This is a genomic window from Cupriavidus sp. 86D6 (assembly GCF_057815095.1).
The window spans coordinates 50,273-68,658 of the sequence record NZ_JBYPSB010000008.1 but is presented as its reverse complement, the minus strand read 5'-3'; the positions used below and the strand labels follow the sequence as shown (position 1 = coordinate 68,658).

The 18,386-nt window shown below is 67.5% G+C and carries 16 protein-coding genes; 11 read left to right on the top strand and 5 right to left on the bottom strand.

Translation table 11 applies throughout. The features are described 5' to 3' along the window. Positions 1-56: 56 nt before the first annotated feature. A complete protein-coding gene (locus AC3G88_RS18975; protein ID WP_488773426.1) occupies positions 57-791 on the bottom strand; it encodes an ABC transporter substrate-binding protein in 735 nt (244 codons plus the stop codon). 258 nt (positions 792-1,049) lie between these two features. Here AC3G88_RS18975 and AC3G88_RS18970 point away from each other — a divergent pair, with 258 nt between their 5' ends. Continuing rightward, positions 1,050-1,427: a hypothetical protein gene (locus tag AC3G88_RS18970; protein ID WP_488773427.1), complete on the top strand. Its 378-nt coding sequence runs from the start codon at positions 1,050-1,052 to the stop codon at positions 1,425-1,427. Here the strand turns inward: AC3G88_RS18970 and AC3G88_RS18965 are convergent. Further along, entirely contained in the window at positions 1,421-2,008 is a 588-nt protein-coding gene (locus AC3G88_RS18965; RefSeq protein WP_488773428.1) for a histidine phosphatase family protein, read from the bottom strand. The genes AC3G88_RS18970 and AC3G88_RS18965 overlap by 7 nt on opposite strands. Positions 2,009-2,262: 254 nt before the next feature. Here AC3G88_RS18965 and AC3G88_RS18960 point away from each other — a divergent pair, with 254 nt between their 5' ends. From AC3G88_RS18960 to AC3G88_RS18940, 5 genes are all read left to right on the top strand, one after another. Next, positions 2,263-2,487, top strand: coding sequence for a CbtB domain-containing protein (locus AC3G88_RS18960; protein WP_488773429.1), 225 nt, complete (start codon positions 2,263-2,265; stop codon positions 2,485-2,487). Between the two features lie 12 nt (positions 2,488-2,499). Beyond that, positions 2,500-3,237 carry a CbtA family protein gene (locus tag AC3G88_RS18955; protein ID WP_488773430.1) on the top strand — a complete coding sequence of 246 codons (738 nt, stop codon included), beginning with the start codon at positions 2,500-2,502 and terminating at the stop codon, positions 3,235-3,237. Between the two features lie 127 nt (positions 3,238-3,364). Next, complete coding sequence (ydfG, locus tag AC3G88_RS18950; RefSeq protein WP_153948318.1) at positions 3,365-4,120, top strand: bifunctional NADP-dependent 3-hydroxy acid dehydrogenase/3-hydroxypropionate dehydrogenase YdfG; 756 nt, start codon at positions 3,365-3,367, stop codon at positions 4,118-4,120. A gap of 118 nt (positions 4,121-4,238) precedes the next feature. After that, positions 4,239-5,321 (top strand): catalase family peroxidase, encoded by a 1,083-nt coding sequence (locus tag AC3G88_RS18945; RefSeq protein ID WP_488773431.1) that lies wholly within the window; start codon positions 4,239-4,241, stop codon positions 5,319-5,321. Between the two features lie 12 nt (positions 5,322-5,333). Beyond that, the gene (locus AC3G88_RS18940) at positions 5,334-5,885 is read left to right on the top strand and encodes a cytochrome b (RefSeq protein ID WP_488773432.1); all 552 of its coding nucleotides are present in this window, start codon (positions 5,334-5,336) and stop codon (positions 5,883-5,885) included. Between the two features lie 36 nt (positions 5,886-5,921). Here AC3G88_RS18940 and AC3G88_RS18935 read toward each other — a convergent pair whose 3' ends face one another. Both AC3G88_RS18935 and AC3G88_RS18930 read right to left on the bottom strand, forming a co-directional pair. Further along, positions 5,922-6,671, bottom strand: coding sequence for a creatininase family protein (locus AC3G88_RS18935; protein ID WP_488773433.1), 750 nt, complete (start codon positions 6,669-6,671; stop codon positions 5,922-5,924). 57 nt (positions 6,672-6,728) lie between these two features. Then, complete coding sequence (locus tag AC3G88_RS18930) at positions 6,729-8,015, bottom strand: MFS transporter (protein WP_488773434.1); 1,287 nt, start codon at positions 8,013-8,015, stop codon at positions 6,729-6,731. A 163-nt stretch (positions 8,016-8,178) separates the two neighbouring features. Between AC3G88_RS18930 and AC3G88_RS18925 the strand changes: the two genes are divergently transcribed. Further along, complete coding sequence (locus AC3G88_RS18925; RefSeq protein WP_488773435.1) at positions 8,179-9,096, top strand: LysR family transcriptional regulator; 918 nt, start codon at positions 8,179-8,181, stop codon at positions 9,094-9,096. A 36-nt stretch (positions 9,097-9,132) separates the two neighbouring features. Here AC3G88_RS18925 and AC3G88_RS18920 read toward each other — a convergent pair whose 3' ends face one another. After that, positions 9,133-12,261 (bottom strand): efflux RND transporter permease subunit, encoded by a 3,129-nt coding sequence (locus tag AC3G88_RS18920; protein ID WP_488773436.1) that lies wholly within the window; start codon positions 12,259-12,261, stop codon positions 9,133-9,135. 408 nt (positions 12,262-12,669) lie between these two features. On the opposite strand from AC3G88_RS18920, the gene AC3G88_RS18915 reads away from it, so the two are divergent. The 4 genes from AC3G88_RS18915 (at position 12,670) to fdhD (ending at position 18,386) form a co-directional block, all read left to right on the top strand. Beyond that, complete coding sequence (locus AC3G88_RS18915; RefSeq protein WP_488773437.1) at positions 12,670-13,974, top strand: dicarboxylate/amino acid:cation symporter; 1,305 nt, start codon at positions 12,670-12,672, stop codon at positions 13,972-13,974. Between the two features lie 4 nt (positions 13,975-13,978). Beyond that, positions 13,979-14,893, top strand: a complete 915-nt coding sequence (locus AC3G88_RS18910) for an amino acid ABC transporter substrate-binding protein (RefSeq protein ID WP_488773438.1) — start codon at positions 13,979-13,981, stop codon at positions 14,891-14,893. A gap of 327 nt (positions 14,894-15,220) precedes the next feature. After that, positions 15,221-17,533, top strand: a complete 2,313-nt coding sequence (locus AC3G88_RS18905) for an FdhF/YdeP family oxidoreductase (RefSeq protein ID WP_400396113.1) — start codon at positions 15,221-15,223, stop codon at positions 17,531-17,533. Positions 17,534-17,555: 22 nt separating this feature from the next. Then, the gene (gene fdhD / locus AC3G88_RS18900) at positions 17,556-18,386 is read left to right on the top strand and encodes a formate dehydrogenase accessory sulfurtransferase FdhD (RefSeq protein WP_488773439.1); all 831 of its coding nucleotides are present in this window, start codon (positions 17,556-17,558) and stop codon (positions 18,384-18,386) included.

Here is an 18,386-nt window from a genome sequence, read left to right as displayed (position 1 = left end):
CCGGCGCGGGAAGCCAGGGCCACCCAGCTTTCCGCATCCCGCTCCTGGCGGCGGTTTCAGCCTTCCGCCGGGGCCACGTTGGCACCCTGGATGTTGTGCTTCTGCAAGGCGGCGGCCACCTGGCCCGACGCCTTCATCTCCTCGACGAATTTCGCCAGATAGGCCGCAGCGGCCTCGCCGCGCGACTTGTGCACGCCCATCGCCTGGCGGATCACCATGAACCGCTCGTCCAGCAGGCGCAGGCCCGTCATGCCGGCGGTGTCGGCCTCCAATTGCTGCTTCACGCCGGCAGCCACATCAAGCCGCTCTTCCAGGAAGGTCTTGACGACCGCCTGCGACGACGGTGCGCGCACGATTTCGGCGTGTTGCAGTTCGCGGGTCAGGTAGAGGTCGTAGGCGCTGCCCTTGCCAACCACCACGCGGGTGCCGGCACGGTCCACGTCGGCGTTGGCGCGTACCGGCGAGTCGTCGCGCACCATGTAGTAGCCTTCGATCAGCACGTACGGCGCCGTGAACGCAATGGTCGCGCCGCGCTTGGGGTCGATGGCGAAGAAGCCGATGTCGGCTTCCTCGTTCGATACCACGTCGACGGACTTGCCCGCCGTTTCCACCACCACCAGTTCCAGCTTCACGCCAAGCCGTGCAGCCAGCGCCGTGGCCAGGTCCACGGAGACGCCGCCGGCACTGTTGCCATCCTTGCGATGCGCCAGCACAGGGTTGCCCAGATTGATCGACGCACGCAGCACGCCGGTCGGCGCGAAGGCATCGAGAATGGCCTTGTCAGCAGTCATGTCGTTCCTGTCGATCGTCGCTTTCAACGGATGCGTCCGAGGTGTCGTGCATCACCACGCGGCCCGGCAAACATACCGAAGTGATGTTGTAGGCGCAAAACGGGCCTTCGGGAGCGGGGGGACGTCGTTTGCATCGCGCGATATTGCATAGCCATTGATAAAAACGCAATGAAGGTTGGCCTTCAGGCCAATGGAGCGCCGCCCGGGTGGGCAGTAGAGTGCATCGCATCAAAGGCGCCCAACGTGCGGGAGATATCGATGATCCGGCCCTTGCGCTTCACCATCCTGGCGTGTCTGGCTCCCGTGCTGCTCGCGGCGTGCAATACCGCGCCGATTCCACCTGGCAAGTCGGTATCCGTGCAGGCGGCGCTCGACAACATTACGCGCGACATGTGCGCGTTCCGCCAGAAGTTCGCGCAATCGCCACAGGGCACCGCGATCGATAGCTATACCGTCGAACTGGTGCTGACCGTCGATGCCGAGCGGCAGCCGCCGGTGGCCGTGGCGCCCGATATCGCGTTCATGCCGACCGTGACCTACGGCAACACGCTGATGATGGCCAAGGACAGCCGGCTGGTGGTGACCTTCCGCAATACCGACCAGGGCGGGGCGGCGAACTGTCCGCCGACTCAGTAACGGGGCGCGTCGGGCTGTGCCACGACCGGTACGGCGACCGACGTCAGGCGCCACGCATCGCCATGGCCTGACAGCGTCGTCAGCGTCAGCGGCGCGATATCGATTTGCATGATGGCCCGCGCCGGCGCGCCGAGGGCGTGCGCGACGACGGCCCGGATCACGCTGGCGTGGGTCACGGCCAGCGTATGGCCAGGGGCGCGGCGCGACAGCCACAGGCCGGCACGTTCGTAGACACCGGCCAGCGATTCGCCACCGTGCGCGTGCATGTCCGGATCGGATAGCCATGCCGCCAGCGCGTCGGGCTCGGCGGCGCCGATATCCTTGAGCGACTGGCCGCGCCAGCGGCCGTAGTCCACTTCCCGCAACGCGTCTTCCGCTGTCACGGCCAGGCCGAGGGCCCGCACGGTGTCGCGGGCACAGGCCATCGGGCTGCACAGCACGCGGTCAGGCTGCCCGAGCTTGCCCGCCCTGCGGGCGATCTGCACGGCGGCGCCTTCCTCCAGCGCGTCGTCGGCCGGAAAGCGTCCGGCGCGCAGGGCGGCCGTGGCGGGTACGCAGAGCAGGGTGAGGCGGCGGGTCATGTTGGCTGGCAATGGTCTGGCTGATGCGGATGGCTGACGGCTGATGCGCAAGGGCGGCAACGATTAGGTGGATCGGCAGCCCCTCGACTAGAATGCACGGATTCCGAAGAGAGGAAGCCGGTGAGATGCCGGCACGGTCGCGCCACTGTATCCCGGGCTGCCCGCGTGTGATCGCGGGGGGTGCCGGCAAGTCAGACCTTCTCCTCGGGCACAACCATCCGTCTCGGGACGCGTCATCCTCAAGGAGAATCCTCATGCACGCAAGCGCCACTCTCGCGCCGGCCATCGCGCCGACCATCGCGCCGGTCACGATCCCTGTTCGCGAACTGCTGCCCTGGGCCATCTTCGGCGGCATGCTGCTGCTCCTGGCCATCTATTTCGTGGGCGTGGAAGAGGGCGCCGCCGCCATCTTCAACACCATGTACGTGCATGAGTTCGTGCACGACGGTCGCCATCTGCTTGGCTTTCCCTGCCACTGACAAGGCCCCCTCATGGTGAGAAGTCTGCTGGTCCGCGGCATGATCGCGGGCTTTCTGGCCAGCCTGCTGGCCTTTGCGTTCGCGCGCGTGGTGGGTGAGCCGCAGGTGGAGGCGGCCATTGCCTTCGAGGAACAGGCGACCCACGCGATGGGCGGCAGCCATGCGCACGAGATGCCGGAACTGGTCAGCCGCGACACGCAGTCGGGCGTCGGCCTGTTTGTCGGGCTGGGTGTGTTCGGCGCCGCGCTGGGCGGCCTGTTCGCGCTGGTCTTCGCGTTTGTCCACGGCCGTCTGGGCGCCCTGGGCGTGCGGGCCACCTCGGGCCTGCTGGCGCTGCTGGGCTATATCGCAATCGTGCTGGTGCCATTCTTCAAGTACCCGCCGAATCCGCCGGCCATCGGCGATCCGTCCACCATCGGCCTGCGTACGGCGCTGTTCTTCACGATGATCGGCGTGTCATTGGCGGCCATGGTGGTGTCGGTGGTGGCGGCACGCCGGCTGGGCGCGCACCGCGACGGCTGGACGGTGAGCCTTGCGGCCGGCGCGATCTTCGCGGTGCTGGCCACGCTGGCGCATGCGCTGCTGCCGGGCATCGACGAGGTGCCTGCGCATTTCCCGGCCACGCTGCTGTGGCAGTACCGCGTGGCGGCGTTCGGCATCCAGGCGGTGCTGTGGGCGGCGCTGGGGCTGTTGTTCGCCCGTCTGGCCGATCCGGTCATGGCGCCGGGCCGCCGCGCGTCGCGCGCGTAAGGTCGGCCCGCCCCCGGGGTCATCCTGCCGCGCGCCGCGTAATATCGATCTGCATCCGCTGACACGCGGGTTTGCGGGCAACGGTGTAGTATCCGGGGCCCAACCTGATTCAAGCTGGAGAGCCAACATGATCGTATTCGTCACCGGAGCCACTGCCGGATTCGGCGCCGCCATCGCCCGCCGCTTCGTCAACGCCGGCCATCGCGTCGTCGCCGCCGGCCGCCGTGAAGACCGGCTGCAGGCCCTTGTCGACGAGCTGGGTCGCGACAACGTGCTGCCGCTGGTGCTGGACGTGCGCGACCGTGATGCCGTATTCGCCGCCGTGGCGGGCCTGCCGGCCGACTATGCCCAGATAGACCTGCTGGTGAACAACGCCGGCCTGGCCCTGGGCCTGGAGCCCGCGCACCGGGCCGACCTGGACCAGTGGGAAACGATGATCGACACCAACGTCACGGGCCTGGTGACCATGACCCGCGCGGTGCTGCCGGGCATGGTCGAGCGTAACCGTGGCCACGTGATCAACATCGGTTCGGTGGCGGGTGCCTATTCGTACCCGGGCGGCAACGTCTACGGCGCCACCAAGGCCTTCGTGCACCAGTTCTCGTTGAACCTGCGTGCCGACCTGACCGGCACCCGCGTGCGCGTGACCGATGTGGCCCCGGGGCTGGTCGGCGGCACGGAGTTCTCCAATGTGCGCTTCAGCGGCGACCAATCGCGCGTGGACAAGGTCTACGAAGGCGCCGACGCGCTGACCCCCGAGGATATCGCCGAGACCGTGTTCTGGGCCGCCACGCTGCCGGCGCGCGTCAATATCAACTACCTCGAAGTGATGCCGGTGACACAGTCGTTCAGCGCCCTGTCGATTACCCGCGAGAAACCGTAAGCGGTTTCGGATTCGCCCGGCCTCGTCAGGCTGCCGGGCGATTTTTTTTCGGGCGGGGGGAATAGCCGCCTGGTGTTGCGCGTATACCGGATGAGTTCTCACACATCGGGAGTACGCATTGACCGACAACACCCCCCCATCACCATCGCGCACGCGCATCTGCGTGCCGTGCCGCCTGGGCGCCATCGGCGCCGTGGTGCTCGTCCTGGCCGGCGGCTTCGCCTATACCGGCGGGTGGATCGCGCCGCACCGGCTGTCCTCCCAGGCCATCGTCAACCAGTTCCAGCGCAACGACGGCGTGCACGAAGGGTTTCGGCGCAATCACGCCAAGGGCGTCTGCGTCGAAGGCTATTTCGACAGCACGGGCGCGGCCGCGCAACTGTCGAAGGCCGGCGTGTTTGCCCAGGGCCGCACGCCCGTGATCGGGCGCCTGGCCATTCCGGGCGGCAATCCGCAGGCGCCCGACGGCAGCGTGCCGATCCGCAGCTTCGCGCTGATGTTCAAGCAGGCGGACGGCCAGCAGTGGCGTACCGGCATGAATTCGGTGCCACTGTTCCCGGTGCATACACCCGAGCAGTTCTATGGGCTGCTGCAGGCCAGCCAGCCCGATCCGGCCACGCACAAGCCCGATCCCGCCCGCATCAAGGCCTTCGCCGAAGCCAATCCGGCGCTTGGCGCGTTCCAGGGCTGGATCAAGAGCCATCCGCCGTCATCGAGCTTCGCCAATGGCGCCTACTACAGCGTCAACGCGTTCTATCTGGTCGATGCGGCCGGCAAGCGGCAGGCCGTGCGCTGGTCGGTGCAGCCCGAGCTGCCTTATGCACCGGTCACCGACGCCGCGAAGGGCGAGGCATCGTTCCTGGCCGCCGATCTGACGCAGAAGCTGGCCGCCGGCCCGTTGCGCTGGCGTCTGATGCTGACGCTGGGCGAGCCCGGCGACCCCGCCGACGATGCCACGCAGGCCTGGCCCGATGACCGCCGGCAGGTGGACGCCGGCACGCTCGTGATCGAGCGCGCCAGTTCGCAGGCCGATGGTGGCGTTTGCCGCGACGTCAATTTCGATCCCACCGTGCTGCCGTCGGGCATTGCCGCGTCGAACGATCCGCTGCTGGCGGCGCGCTCGGCGGCCTATGCGGTGTCCTACCAGCGCCGCACACGCGAGGAAGCCCTCGACGCGCACGGACAGCAGGCATCCCGATAAAAGGAACCAGGCATGAAGGCTACGCATACACAATTCAGCGGCTTGCAGAAGCTGTTGCACTGGCTGATGGCCGTGCTGATCCTGTCGATGCTGTTTGTCGGGGTCGGGATGGTCTTTACCGTTTCGCGCGCGCACGACACGCTGGTGGCGCTGCACCGGCCGCTGGGCATCGCCTTGCTGCTGCTGGTGATCGTCCGCCTGGCGGTGCGCCTGCGGCGTGGCGCGCCGCCGCTGCCGGACAGCATTCCCGCCGCGCAGCGCGTCGTCGCCAAGGCATCGCACTACGTGCTTTACGCGCTGATGCTGGCCATGCCGCTGATCGGCTGGGGCATGCTGTCGGCCGGCGGCTATCCGGTGACGATGGCCGGCGGCTTCCACCTGCCGCCGATCCTGCCGGCCAACGTGACGCTGTTCGCGTGGCTGCGGACCTTGCACACGTGGCTGGGGCTGACGCTGTTCGCGGTGGTGCTGCTGCACCTGGCCGCCGCGCTGCTGCATGCGCTGGTGCTGCGCGACGGCGTGTTCCAGGCCATGGCCCCGGGCGGACGCCGGCAGTATCGATGATCGGGCTGTTGGCTTCCGAAGCCACCGGGGATCCCATCAACCCGGCACGGCTTCGGTCCCGAACGCCGCCAGTTCCTTGACCAGGCTGCTGGCCGCCAGCTCCACCAGGGCGCGGCCTTTTTCCGGCGTGGCCTGGTTCGGGTCCGAACCCATGCGGCCGTCGGGGAAGCGGGCGCGGAAGTCCAGCGCCTCGCGGATCGGGCCGGACGGCGCGATGCGCGGCGAATAGTCGGCGTGCTTGATCGCATGCGCGTACGCGTACTGCGTGACGGCGATCTCCGATGGCGTCGCGTGCGCGCCGTGGCCGGTCGGGAACATCTGCCTGGCCAGTTCGTTCACGCCTTCCAGGTCCCACCAGTTGGTGAGCTTCATCGCAAAGCCGGCACGGCGCCCGGCGAAGCTGGACTCGGCATAGATCTCGGAAAACGCGGCTTCCACCGACGCGATATTGCCGCCATGGCCGTTCAGGAACAGGATTTTCTCGAAGCCGTGGCGGGCCAGCGAGCGGGTCCAGTCCACGATGGCCGCAATGAACGTCGTCGGGCGCAGCGAGATGGTGCCGGCAAAGCCCAGATGATGCTGGGCCATGCCGATGTTGAAGGTGGGGGCCACCAGGATGTCGGCCTGCTGCTCGGCCGCGCGGCAGATGATCTCCGGACACATCCAGTCGGTGCCCAGCAGGCCAGTGGGCCCGTGCTGCTCGTTGGAGCCGATCGGGATGACGATGGTCCGGCTGCGCTTCAGGTATTGCTCGATTTCAGACCAGGTGGACAGGTACAGCAGCATGTTTGACTCCTTGTCGTACGTGGGGTGTGGCGGGGAGGGCTTCGGATTGGGTGGGGCTCAGTGTCGTGCGGGCAGCCGGTTGGCCAGGATGATCAGCGCGGCGGCGAGCGGCATGGCGGCGATGATCAGCACGCCCGGATGCAGGCTGCCGCTGGCCGACTTGGCCCAGCCGATGATGGCGGGGCCCCAGAAGCCGCCGGACAGCCCGATGGTGTTGATCAGCGCGATGCCGCCGGCAGCCGCCGGCCCCTTGATGTATTCGGACGGCATGGCCCAGAACACCGTGTAGGTCATCCACAGCGTGGTGGTGCCCAGCGTCAGCAGTGCGATGGTGGCCGCCAGGTTGCCGTCGGCCAGGGTCGAGCCGGCCAGCAGCGCGGCGCCGGCCAGCGCCGGCACGGCGGCGTGGTAGCGGCGCTCGCGCTTGCGGTCCGAGCGGCGCCCCATGTAGAGCATGCCGATGGCACCGCCCACATAGGGCAGGGCCGTGTACCACCCCAGCCGCACGGTGTCGTTGACGCCCTGTGCCTTGATCAGCGTCGGCAGCCAGAAGCTCAGCGCATAGATGGCGGCGATCACGCAGAAGTACGCAAACGCCAGCACATAGACCCTGGGGTCGCGCGCCACGGCGCCAAACGCATGCTTGTGCGCGGCGGGCACGGCCAGTTCCTGTTCGAGCCGGCGCTTTTCGTCGGCGGTGAGCCAGTTCGCGTCGGCGGGCCGATCGGGCACCAGCTTCCAGGCCAGCACGCCCAGCACCAGGCAGGGCAGGCCCTCGACCAGGAACATCCATTGCCAGCCGGCCAGCCCGGCATGGCCAGCCAGCGCGGTCATCAGCCATGCCGACAGCGGACCGCCGACGATGCCGCCGATCGGACCGGCCAGGAACACGATGGCGATGGCGCGTGCCATGCGCTGCGGGCCGTACCAGCACGACAGGTAATAGATCATGCCCGGCGCAAAGCCCGCTTCGAACACGCCAAGCAGGAAGCGCATGGCGTAGAACGTGGGCACGTCGCGCACGAACAGCATGCAGGCCGACGTAATGCCCCAGAGCACCAGGATGCGGCTGAACGTCTTGCGCGCGCCAATGCGCGGCAGCATCAGGTTGCTCGGGATCTCGAACAGCACGTAGCCGATGAAGAAGATGCCGGCGCCCACGCCGTAGGCGGCATCGGAAAAGCCCAGGTCGCCCTGCATCTGGAGCTTGGCAAAGCCGACATTGACGCGGTCCAGGTACGCAAACAGGTAGCAGACCAGCAGGAACGGCAGCAGCCGCAGGTTGATCTTCTGGTACAGCGCGGCGGTGCCGTCTACGGCGGCGGGGTTCGACATCACTAACATTTGCCAGTCTCCAGAGCGTTGTGATGGTTGTGGGATTGGCTTCGATAGTGGCAGCCGCGTAGACTGACACCAACAGCAACAAAGTTCACACTTCGTTCTTCTGAAGGCAACGCAGAGGCGCTTCGCGCACTGAAAGTGGCGTTCGGATAACAAAAGGCAAGCGATGCGCGAAATCAATCAGCAGCGGCTGCGATATTTCCGGGAAGTGCTGGCGCACGGCACGATCCGGGGCGCGGCCGAGAGCCTCAATACGTCGCCGTCGGTCATCACGCGCCAGATCCGGCTGCTGGAAGAGGAACTGGGCACCACGCTATTCGAGCGGCAGGCGCGCGGCGTGCGGCCCACCGAGGCGGCCGCGCACCTGCTGGAGTTCTGGCGCGGCTACCGCTCGCACCAGGAAAAGCTCGAAGACCAGCTGCATGCGCTGATGGGGCTGCAGCAGGGCATGGTGCAGATCGTGCTGAGCGAGGGCTATGTCGATGCACTGGTCAACGAGGTGGTGGCGCCGTTCTGCGCGCAGTACCCGATGGTCGATATCCGCATGGAGATCCTGCCCGTGGACGACGTGCTCAACGAGGTGGCCGAAAGCCGCGCCCATATCGGCCTGGCCTACAACCCGCCGCTGCACCCGCGCATCGAATACCGGGCCAGCTCGGCGCAGCCCATCGTGCTGCTGACGCGTCACGACCACCCGCTGGCGCTGCGGGGCGGGCCGGCCACCATCCACGACGTGATGGACTATCCGCTGGCGCTGATGCCCGAGTCCTACGGCATCGGGCACGCGGCCAGGATGCTGGAATTCGCCGAGAACATCCGCATCCGGCCCACGCTGGTCACCAATTCGCTGTCGGCGCTCAAGCAGTTCGTGGCCTGCGACGATTTCGTGACGCTGATCGGCCAGTTCGCCGCCTACCGCGAGGTGGCCGCCGGCAGCCTGGCCACCGTGCCGATCGACCATCCGCTGTTCCGGGGCACGCAGGCCCGGCTGCTGGTCAAAGCCGGCCGCCCGCTGCCGGCGGCGGCGCTGGAGGTGCTGGCCTTTATCCAGCAGCGCATGGGCATCTTCGCCGAAGGGGGCTGAGCGGGGCCGCGGAAACGCTGGCCAGCCCGCACGGCGTCAGGCGCCGGTGGTGTCGGCCGTCGGGGCGGTTGTCGCCTTCCTGGCCGCCGACCATCGCGCAATCCACGCATACAGCAGCGGAATCACCAGCGTGCCCAGCAGCGTGGCGCCCAGCATGCCGCCCAGCACGCCGGTGCCCACCGCGCGCTGCGCGCCGGCGCCGGGCCCCGTGCTGATGGCCAGCGGCACCACGCCCAGGATGAACGCCAGCGACGTCATGACCACGGGCCGCAGCCGCTGACGGGCCGCCTGGGTCGCGGCCTGCACGCGCTCCATGCCGCCGCGCCGCAACTGCTCGGCGTACTCCACCACCAGGATCGCGTTCTTGGCCGCCAGTCCCATGATGACGACCACGCCCACCTTGAAGTAGACGTCGTTGGGCAGCCCGCGCAGCCAGACGGCGGCGGCCGCGCCCATCAGGCCCGTGGGCACGATGGCCAGCACGGCCAGCGGCAGCGTCCAGCTTTCATAGAGCGCCACCAGGCACAGGAAGATGAACAGCAGCGACAGCGCGAACAGCCACGGCGCCTGCGTGCCGCTTTGCTGCTGCTCGAACGCGCGGCCGTTCCAGCGTACCTCGTAGTCGGCGCCCAGTTCCCGGACCATGGTTTCGAGTCTGGCCATCGCCGCGCCAGTGCTGACGCCGGGTGCCGTATCGGCGTTGATCCGCACCGATGTCAGGCCGTTGTAGCGTTCCAGCGTCGATTCGCTGTTGCCCCATTCCAGCGTGGCGAATGCGCCCAGCGACACCATCTGGCCGCTGGCGTTGCGTACGTGCACGCGCGCCAGGTGGGCCGCCTGCATGCGGAACGGCGCATCGGCCTGCAGGATCACCCGGCGCACGCGGCCTTCGCGGGCCAGTTCGTCGATATAGCGCGAGCCGATCGTGGCCGACAACGCGTGATGGATCGCCTCGGCGTCCACGCCGAAGCTCTCGGCCTTGCGATAGTCGATGGCCAGGTCCAGCGCCGGCGTGGGCTGGCCGGCGGTGGCGCGGACCTCCGCAAACAGGGGATCGGCCTTGGCGCGCGCGATCAGCTTGTCGCGGGCGGCGTAAAGGTCCTGCCGGCCACCTTCGCGGCGCGTCACCAGGCGCATGTCGAGGCCGCTGGTGCTGCCCAGTTCGGGCAGGGCGGTGCCGTTGTACGGATAGAGCTGGGCTTCGCCCCGGCCGGGCCACGCTTCCAGGCCCTTGCTCAGGCGCGCCAGCACCACGTCGGCCGCATTGGCGCGGCCACGCTGCTGCCAGTCGTCGAGCGACAGGAACACGCTCGCGCGCTGTTCACCGGAACCGCCATTGTTCCAGCCCAGCAGCGAGAACGTGGTCTTGATCGGGAATTTCTCCTGCGTCATCCACTGTTCCAGCCGGGCGATGGTCTCGCGCGTCTGGGCCTGGGTGCTGCCCGGCGGCAGTTCCACGTCGATCACCAGCTCGCCGGTGTCTTCCTCGGGCAGGAAGCCGCCCGGCAGCTGCCAGAGCACCAGCGCGCAGGCCGCCGTCATGGCCAGGTAGACCGCCAGCCAGCGCAGGCGCCGTTGCTGCAGCCGGTGGACCCAGCCGGCATAGCGCGTGGTAAAGGCGGCGAAGCGGGCCTCGAACCAGGCCAGCGGGCCGCGCGCGGGGGCGGCGCCGTGGCGCAGCAGCGTGGCGCACATGGCGGGCGCCAGCGTCAGCGCAAAGAACAGCGAGAACGCGATCGAGATGGCCAGCGTCATGGCGAAATGGCGGTAGATCACGCCCACGGCGCAGTCCATGAACGTCATCGGCACGAACACGGCGCACAGCACCAGCGTGACGGCCAGCAGCGCGCCCGAGACCTCGCGCATCGAGCTCGACGCGGCCGTGAAGGCATCCACGCCGTCCTCGCGCATGATGCGCTCGACGTTTTCCACGACCACGATGGCGTCATCCACCAGGATGCCGATGGCCAGCACCACGCCAAACAGCGTGATCACATTCAAGGACAGCCCGAACGCCTGCAGGCAGGCCACCGTGCCCAGCAGCGACACCGGCACCACGACGCACGGGATCAGCGTGGCGCGCAGGTTGCCCAGGAACAGCCACAGGATCAGGAACACCAGCACCGTGGCCTCGCCCAGCGTCACCAGCACGCGGGTGATCGAGTTCTGCACGAAGTGGGCGGTGTCATAGGAGATGTCGTACGCCACGCCGGCCGGAAAACCCCGCGCGGCCTCGTCCAGCGCCGCGCGCACGGTGCGCGAAGTGGCCAGCACGTTGGCGCCATCGGCCAGTTTGAGGCCCATCGATGCGGCTTCGCGGCCATTGAGCGACGAGGTGTAGCGGAAGTCGGCGGCGGCCATTTCCACGCGCGCCACGTCGCGTAGCAGCACCGCCGAACCGTCCCTGGCTGGCCGCAGCACGATCCGTTCGAACGATTCCGCGTTGGCCAGCGGCGCGGGGGGACGCACGATGGCCTGGAACGGTTGCCCGGGCGCGGCGGGCGCGCCGCCAAGCTGGCCGGGCGTGACGCTGCCGTTACGGGCGCGGATGGCAGTCTCGACATCGGCGGTGGTCAGGCCGTAGGCGTGCAGCTGGTCGGGGTTGAACCAGACACGCAGCGCGTATTCGGCGCTGTACGGCTCCACCTTGCCGATGCCGGGCAGGCGACGCAGCATGGGCAGCACCGTGCCGGCCGCATAGTCGGCCAGCGCGGTCTCCGACATCGTGCCGGTCTTCGAGATCAGCGACACGTACATGAACGGGCTGGCGCTGGCCTGGTCGACGTAGACGCCGCTGCGGCGCACCACCTCGGGCAGCAGCGGCTCGGCCTGCGCCACGCGGTTGCGCACGTTGACCTGCGCCAGTTGCGGATCGGTGCCCTGTTTGAACCCGATGGTGACCGTGGCCGTGCCGGCCTCGCTGTTCGAGTCGATGTAGAGCAGCCCCGGAATGCCGTGCATCTGCTGCTCCAGCACGGCGGTCACGCGGTCTTCCACGGTGCGCGCGGTGGCACCCGGGTAGTCGGCGTACAGGATCACCATGGGCGGGGCCACCGCCGGGTATTGCGCCACCGGGATGCGGTTCAGCGCGACCAGGCCCGCGACCATGGTCAGGATGGCCAGCACCCACGCAAACGCGGGCCGGCGGAGGAAGAAATGCGCCATAGATGACGAACGACTGCTAACACCGTGCATCGCGCCCGGCCATGCGGCGGCGCGCCGAGACTCGGCGGGGGTTGGGTGGGTATCGCAATATCTGCCGCCGCTGGGCGGATGGGGGCCGGGCGGTCGGTGGGCCGGTGAGGCCCGGGGGCACGGTCAGCGCGGCCCGATGGCTCGGTCGGGCGGCGCAGCGCGCGCTTTTGGGTATGACGCTCCGGCCGCATCGGGCCGGTGGCGAGTGTGGCGAATTATAAACATCGCCCTGTGTTGGTGCAATCAAAGGAAATGCGATGCGCAGGCAGGCGGCGGCATGGGCTGTTTCAGGATTTGCCCATGGCACACCCGCGACCTATCGTTACAGGTGCAGACCTCGGCGCAGGACTTCCATACGGCCGCCCCCAAGGAGACGTCATGAGCAAGAAGTCGAATATCACGACCTGGATCCTGATCGCGATGATCCTGGGCGCAGTGGTTGGCTATGCCTGCAACACGGCGTTTCCCGATCCGAAGGTGGCCAAGGATATCGCCGGGTATATCTCGATCATCACCGACGTCTTCCTGCGGCTGATCAAGATGATCATCGCGCCACTGGTCTTTTCCACGCTGGTGATCGGTATCGCGCACATGGGCGATGCCAGCACGGTAGGGCGCGTCGGGGTCAAGGCGCTGGGGTGGTTCATTACCGCGTCGCTGGTATCGCTGACGCTGGGCCTGATCATGGCCACGCTGCTGCATCCGGGCGTGAACATCGGCCTGCCGCTGCCCGACGTGGGTGCCGCCACCAACCTGAAAACCAACGCGTTCACGCTCAAGGATTTCGTGGCCCACCTGGTGCCCAAATCGGTGGCCGAGGCCATGGCCAACAACGAGATCCTGCAGATCGTGGTGTTTTCAATCTTCTTCGGCACGGCGATTGCCACGCTGGGCGAGCGCGGCGCGCGCATGGCCGCCGTGATCGAGGATCTGGCGCAGATCATGCTGAAGATCACCGGCGCGGTGATGTGGCTGGCCCCGGTCGCGGTGTTCGCGGCGATTGCATCGACGGTCACCACGCAGGGGCTGGGCATCCTGATCACGTTTGCCAAGTTCATGGGCAGCTTCTACCTGGCGCTGTTCGTGCTCTGGGGGCTGCTGACGCTGGCCGGCTTCGTGTTCCTGGGCAAGCGCGTGTTCGAACTGGTGCGGCTAATCCGCGAGCCGTTCCTGCTGTCATTCTCGACGGCCAGTTCCGAAGCCGCCTATCCGAAGCTGCTCGACTCGCTCGACCGCTTCGGCGTGAATCGCAAAATCTCCAGTTTTGTACTGCCGCTGGGCTACTCGTTCAATCTGGACGGCTCGATGATGTACTGCACGTTCGCGGTGCTGTTCATCGCCCAGGCCTATGACATCCACCTGCCGATGGGCACGCAGATCACCATGCTGCTGTTGCTGATGCTGACCTCGAAGGGCATGGCGGGCGTGCCGCGCGCGTCGCTGGTGGTGATCGCGGCGACGCTGAACCAGTTTGGCATCCCCGAGGCCGGGCTGCTGCTGATCATGGGCGTGGACCAGTTCCTGGACATGGGCCGCTCGGCCACCAACGCCGTGGGCAATTCGATTGCGGCGGCCGTGGTGGCCAAGTGGGAGGGGCAACTGACCACCGGGCCGGTGCCCGAGACCGAGAAGGACATTCCGGGCGAGGAACCCCGCGTCAAGCCCGGCACGGCGGAGGCCTGACACCATGCGCGCCCCTGTCTGGAAGGTGGCGGCAAGGCGCCTGGCCGCGCTGGTGCTGCTGGGCTGCGGCGCGCTGGCCGCCCACGCGCAGGATGCCGTAGCGCTGTCCGGCACGCTGAAGAAGGCCAGGGACACGGGCGTGCTGACCATCGGCTACCGGGAATCGTCGCTGCCGTTCTCGTATCTGAACCAGGCCAGGCGGCCGATCGGCTATTCGATCGATATCTGCCAGGCCATTGTCGAGGCCGCCGCGGCCGAGATCAGCCGCAACCTGACCGTGCAATGGGTGCCGGTGACGTCCGAAAATCGCTTCGACGCCATCACGTCGGGCAAGGCCGACCTGGAGTGCGGATCGACCACGCGCAATGCCGAACGCATGCGCACGGTGGCGTTCTCGCCGGTCATCTTCGTGGCCGGCACCAAGCTGATGGTGCCGCGCAATTCCCCGGTGAAGACGTTCCGCGACCTCAAGGGGAAGACCGTGGTGGCCACGGCCGGCACCACCAACGCCAGCGCCATCGAGGATCTGTCCACGCGCTTCAACCTGGGCATCAAGCTGATCCGCGCTCGCGACCACGCCGATGCCTTCGAGGTCATGCGCCACGGCGGCGCCGATGCCTACGCCGGCGACGACGTGCTGCTGTACGGCTTCCTGGCCCACTACAACGCCGGCAAGCAGTTCATCGTGACCAGCGAATTCCTGTCCTACGACCCCTACGGCATCATGCTGCGCCGGGGCGACCCGCAGTTCGCCGCCGTGGTCGACAAGGCCGTGCGCGACCTGATTACGTCGGGCGAGCTGGGCCGCCTCTACAAGCAGTGGTTCCTGAACCGGCTACCCACCGGCGAGCGCCTGGGCATCCCGATGAGCGCCCAGCTGGAGGACATCATCGACGCCACGCCGCAGCAGCCGGAGTAGGGGATGAGCGTGGCATAAGCAGCAGTAATCGCCATAACGCTTCCTATAACAAGCATATCGAGCGGGTGTAATCGATAACGCACACGTCTTTGGCGGCTCAAAATGATGAGGAATCGGCGTGAATGCCCCCCTCTCATGCCAAATCGATAAGCACAGTTTCGGGTTTGTGCACTGCGATGGCGCAAACTGTACTCTTCCGGCTGTGCCTGTTCTGTACGTCCCCCGCGTCACATTCCGGGCCTAGTCTGCAAGCATCGCAGCGAGCGCCCGGACATCACACGGAAAACCGGGCCGGGCACTCGGGCCATTGTTCTGGAAGTCGCCCCCATGAGTACTCCCACGCCCGAAAAGGGGCATATCGCCCCCTATACGCACCCGGCCGCCGGCTGGGGTGCGCTCAAGCAGGTCGCCATCAATCTGGTCAAGGAAAAGGTGGCCGGCGGCAAATACCGGACGCTGTTCAAGCAGAACCAGCCGGATGGTTTCGACTGCCCGGGCTGCGCCTGGCCCGACCGCCAGCACGCGTCCACGTTCGAGTTTTGCGAGAACGGCGTCAAGGCCGTGGCCGCCGAGGCCACCAGCAAGCGTGTGACCAACGCGTTTTTCGCGCAGTACACGGTCACCGAACTGATGCAGCAGTCGGACTACGAACTGGAACAGCACGGCCGCCTGACCCATCCCGTGCGCTACGACGCCGCCACCGACAAGTACGTGCCGGTGGCCTGGGATGACGCGTTCCGCCTGATTGCCGATCACCTGCGCCGCCTGGACACCCCCGACGCCGCCACGTTCTACACCTCGGGCCGCGCCAGCAACGAAGCCGCGTTCCTGTTCCAGCTGTTCGTGCGCATGTACGGCACCAACAACTTCCCGGACTGCTCGAACATGTGCCACGAGGCCACCAGCCGGGGCCTGCCGGTGACGGTGGGCGTGGGCAAGGCCACCGTGCTGCTCGACGACTTCCAGCTGGCCGACACGATCATGGTGTGGGGCCAGAACCCGGCCACCAACCATCCGCGCATGCTCAACGAACTGCGCGATGCGTCCAGGCGCGGCGCGAAGATCGTGTCGATCAACCCGCTCAAGGAGCGTGGCCTGGAGCGTTTTGTCAGCCCGCAGCATGTGACGGAGATGCTCGGCGGCAGCGGCACGCAGATCGCGTCGATGTTCGTGCGGCCCAGGCTGGCCGGCGACTTCGCGCTGCTCAAGGGCATCGGCAAGCGCGTGATCGAGCTTGACGACGCGGCCGTGGCCACGGGCGGCAAGCGCGTGGTCGATATCGCCTTCGTCAACGAACATACGGCCGGCTACGAGGCATTCGCCGCCGACCTGCGCGCCGAAAGCTGGGCCGACATCGTGGCCGAATCGGGCGTGACGCGCGAGGATATCGACGCGCTGGCCGACGTCTACGTGAACAGCGAGCGCACCATCATGTGCTGGGGCATGGGCCTGACCCAGCACAAGGAAAGCGTGCGCACGATCCAGTTGCTGTCCAACGTGATGATGCTGCGCGGCAATATCGGCCGGCCCGGGGCGGGCCTGATGCCGGTGCGCGGCCATTCGAACGTGCAGGGCGACCGCACGATGGGCATCGAGGAACAGCCCGACGATGCCTTCCTGGACCGCCTGGGCGCCACGTTCGGCTTCGAGCCGCCGCGCCACCATGGCCAGGATGTGGTGGCCGCCATCAACGCGATGCTCGAAGGCAAGGTCAAGGTGTTCGTGGGCCTGGGCGGCAATTTCTCGATCGCCACCCCGGATACCCCGCGTACCTGGCAGGCGCTGCGCCAGTGCGACCTGACCGTCAATATCGCCACCAAGCTGAACCGCAGCCACCTGGTGATCGGGCGCGATGCGCTGCTGCTGCCGACGCTGGGCCGCACCGAGGTGGACGAGCAGGGCGGCGTGCCGCAGGGCGTGACCGTGGAAGACTCGGTCTGCATGGTGCATATCTCGTATGGCATGAACAAGCCGGCGTCGCCGCACCTGCTGTCGGAAACCATGATCGTGGCGAAGATGGCCGACGCCACGCTGGGGTCGAACAAGGTGGACTGGCTGTGGTTCGCGCAGGATTACGCACGCATCCGCGACGCCATCGAAAAGGTGATTCCGGGCTTCGAGCGCTACAACGAGCGCGTGGCGCAGCCGGGCGGCTTCCACCTGACGCCGGCCTCGCGCAACCGCGTGTGGCGCACGGCCTCGGGCAAGGCCGAATTCCTGGTGCACGCCATCGACCGCGACACGCCGATCAAGCGTGCCCGGGCCAGGTACGGCGACGACCTGCTGGTCATGATGACCACGCGCTCCCACGACCAGTACAACACCACGATCTATGGCCTGGACGACCGTTATCGCGGCGTGTTCGGCCTGCGCCGCGTGGTGTTCATCAACCGGGCCGACCGCGAGCGGCTGGGGTTTGCAGAGGGCGAACGCGTCAATATCACCAGTGTCTGGGAAGACGACGTGACGCGCCATGTGCAAGACTTCCTGCTCGTCGACTACGACATTCCGGCCGGCTGCCTGGGCGCCTACTATCCGGAGACCAATCCGCTGGTGCCGCTGGAAAGCATCGGCGACCGGTCGGGTACGCCCACGTCGAAGTCGATTCCGGTGCTGCTGCAGCGCGCCGGCCAGGGCTGAAGACCACCGCAGGGGGAAGTACATGGCCGAACGCGGCTATATCGCGCGCGAGATCCGCCGCCACCAGGGCGACGCCGTCGCGCTGGAGATCGACAACGTGGCCGAGGAAGTACCGGTCGCGCTGGTCTACAACGACATCTCGCACGCGGTGATGATGGCCACGCCGCTGGACCTGGAGGCGTTCGCGGTCGGCTTCTCGCTGACCGAGGGCATCGTCGACAGCGTCCGCGAGATCTACGACGTCGAGGTGCAGCCCGGCTGCGATGGCATCGAGGTCCGCCTGCGGATCAGCCAGCGTGCCTTCATGGCCATGAAGGCACGGCGCCGCACGCTGGCCGGCCGTACCGGCTGCGGCGTCTGCGGCATCGAGAGCCTGGCCTTGCTCGACCTGGTGCCCGAGCCGCTGGCGGCAGTGCGCACCATCGCGCCGACGGCGGCCATGATCCGGCACGCGGCCGATGCGCTGCGTGCCCGCCAGCAGTTGATGGCGGCCACCGGCGGCGTCCACGCCGCGGCGTGGTGCGCGCCCGACGGCCAGTTGCGTGCCGTGTTCGAGGACGTGGGGCGCCACAACGCGCTGGACAAGCTGATCGGCCATCTGGCCCGGGCGCACGAAACCTTCGGCGACGGGTTCGTGTTCCTGTCCAGCCGGGCCAGCTACGAACTGGTGCGCAAGGCCGCCCGCATGCAGATTCCGATGCTGGCGACGATCTCGGCGCCGACCTCGCTGGCCATCCGCATCGCGGAACAGGCCGGCGTGCGGCTGCTGAGCTTTTGCCGCCAGGATGGCTTCGTCGAATACACTTCGCCTGAATCCGTATTAGCATCCGATTCGCTGGTGGCCGCAGGCTGA